Below are 1,881 nucleotides of genomic sequence, written 5' to 3'. Positions count from 1 at the left end.
CCAGGATCCTGGCGAGGTTCGGCATCGGCGATCCCTATCTGGAGGCGGTCCGGTGAGGCAACTGCAACGGCGGGCCGAGCAGAACCCGTCGCTGTTCAGCGATCTGGTGCGCCGGCTGCGCAGCTTCGCGGGTGCGGCCGATGCCACCGATGGCAGCCTACGTACCCGCATCGAGCATCTGATCGAGGGGGACCTCGACGAGGAGGGTGACCAGAAGCTGGTGCCGGCCGTCCGCGAGCTGGTCCTGAACGCGCTGGCCTTCGGCGAGTTGCAGGTCGCCGACGTGATGGTGCAGCGCCCGGACATCAAGGCGGTCGCCAAGGACGCGTCCTTGGCCAAGGTGCTGGAGACCATGCAGATCGGCATGCACACGCGGCTGCCGGTCTATGGCACGGCACTCGACGACGTGATCGGCATGGTCCACGTCAAGGACCTGCTGCCCTTCATGCTCAAGCCGGAGGGCTTCGACCTGGCCGCGGTCACGCGCCGGGTGCTGGTGGTGCCGCCGTCGATGAAGGTGCTGGACCTGCTGCACGAGATGCGGGACACGCGGGTCCACATGGCGGTGGTGGTGGACGAGTTCGGCGGCACGGACGGCCTGGTCACCATGGAGGACCTGGTCGGCGAGATCATCGGCGAGATTCCTGACGAGCACGACCCGGCTACCGACGCGCAGATCGTTCGCCAGCCGGACGGCACGGTGGATGCGGACGGCCGCGTCTACCTGGACGACCTCGAACGGTTCCTGGACATCGAGCTGGTGGACGAGGAGATGCGCGAGGAGGTCGACACGCTGAGCGGCCTGGTCTCGTCCCTGGTCGACCGGATCCCGGCGACTGGCGAGAAGATCCCGCATCCGGCGGGCTTCCTGTTCGAGATCCTAGATGCGTCGAGCCGCCGGATCGAGCGTGTGAAGATCCACGATCAACGTGCTGCAGGTACAGGCGAATTTGAGGTGATGGGTGACTGACCCGGCTCCCGGGAACCGGATCGAGGCCATCCTTCTCCGCCATCCCCTGCTCGCCTGCCTCCTGGCAGGCGCCGCGGCCGCACTCGCACTGCCGCCCTGGCACGTCCTCCCGGGCCTGCTCGGGTTCGGCCTGCTCGTGCTGGCGGTCGCCCGCGCCGCGGACGTGTTCCGCGCCGCGCTCGCAGGGCTGGCGTTCGGGCTGGGATTCCATTTGATCGGCCTCTACTGGGTCGCCATCGCCTTTTCCGCCGAGGCCGCCGGCGTAGCGGTCCTGGCCCTGCCGGCCACCTTCCTGCTCTGTCTCGCCTGCGCCCTGTTCGTCGCCGCCTACGCGATGATCCTGCGCCTCCTGCGCATCCGCCGCCCGCTCGCGGTGGCACTCGGCCTGGCGGCCCTCTGGGGCTTCGGGGAGTGGCTGCGCGGCACCCTGTTCGGCTTCCCCTGGAACCCAGCCGCCATTGTCTGGTCGATCAGCGAAGCGAGCCTGCAGATCGTGGCGCTCACGGGCTCGCCCGCTTTGTCGATCATAACGGTCGCTGCCGCCGGCATGGCCGCCCTGGCGGTGACCGGACCCGGGCTGCGGGCACGGCTGGTGGGGATCGCCGTCCCGGTGCTGCTCACCGGGATCGTGCTGGCCCATGGCGCCTGGCGCCTGTCCCAGCCCTTGCCGCCACCCACGGAGCTGGAGCTGCGGGTCGTCCAGGGCGCAATCCCGCAGGACCGCAAATGGGACCCGCAGCGGCTGCGCGAGAACTTTCTGACCCATATCGAGCTGGCCGACGAGCCGGCCCCGGTCCAGCCGCGGCTGATCATCTGGCCGGAAAGTGCCGTGCCGTTCTCGCTGGAGCGGGACGAGGTCGCGCGCACCTACCTGGCGCGGATCGCGCAGAAGGCCGGCGGGTTCGTGGTTA

The 1,881-nt window shown here is 69.4% G+C and carries 1 protein-coding gene and 1 pseudogene; both read left to right on the top strand.

Features of this window, described 5'->3' with window-relative positions:
- Positions 1-52: 52 nt before the first annotated feature.
- Complete coding sequence (locus EQG76_RS08620; protein ID WP_159712466.1) at positions 53-970, top strand: hemolysin family protein; 918 nt, start codon at positions 53-55, stop codon at positions 968-970.
- A pseudogene (locus tag EQG76_RS08615) lies at positions 963-1,881 on the top strand (apolipoprotein N-acyltransferase); the annotation flags it as partial. The gene EQG76_RS08620 and the pseudogene EQG76_RS08615, both read left to right, overlap by 8 nt.

Origin of the sequence: Geminicoccus flavidas (assembly GCF_009806515.1) — a bacterium.
GTDB lineage: Bacteria > Pseudomonadota > Alphaproteobacteria > Geminicoccales > Geminicoccaceae > Geminicoccus > Geminicoccus flavidus.
Note: the sequence above shows the minus strand (reverse complement) of the source record. Positions and strands in the feature narration are given on the sequence as shown.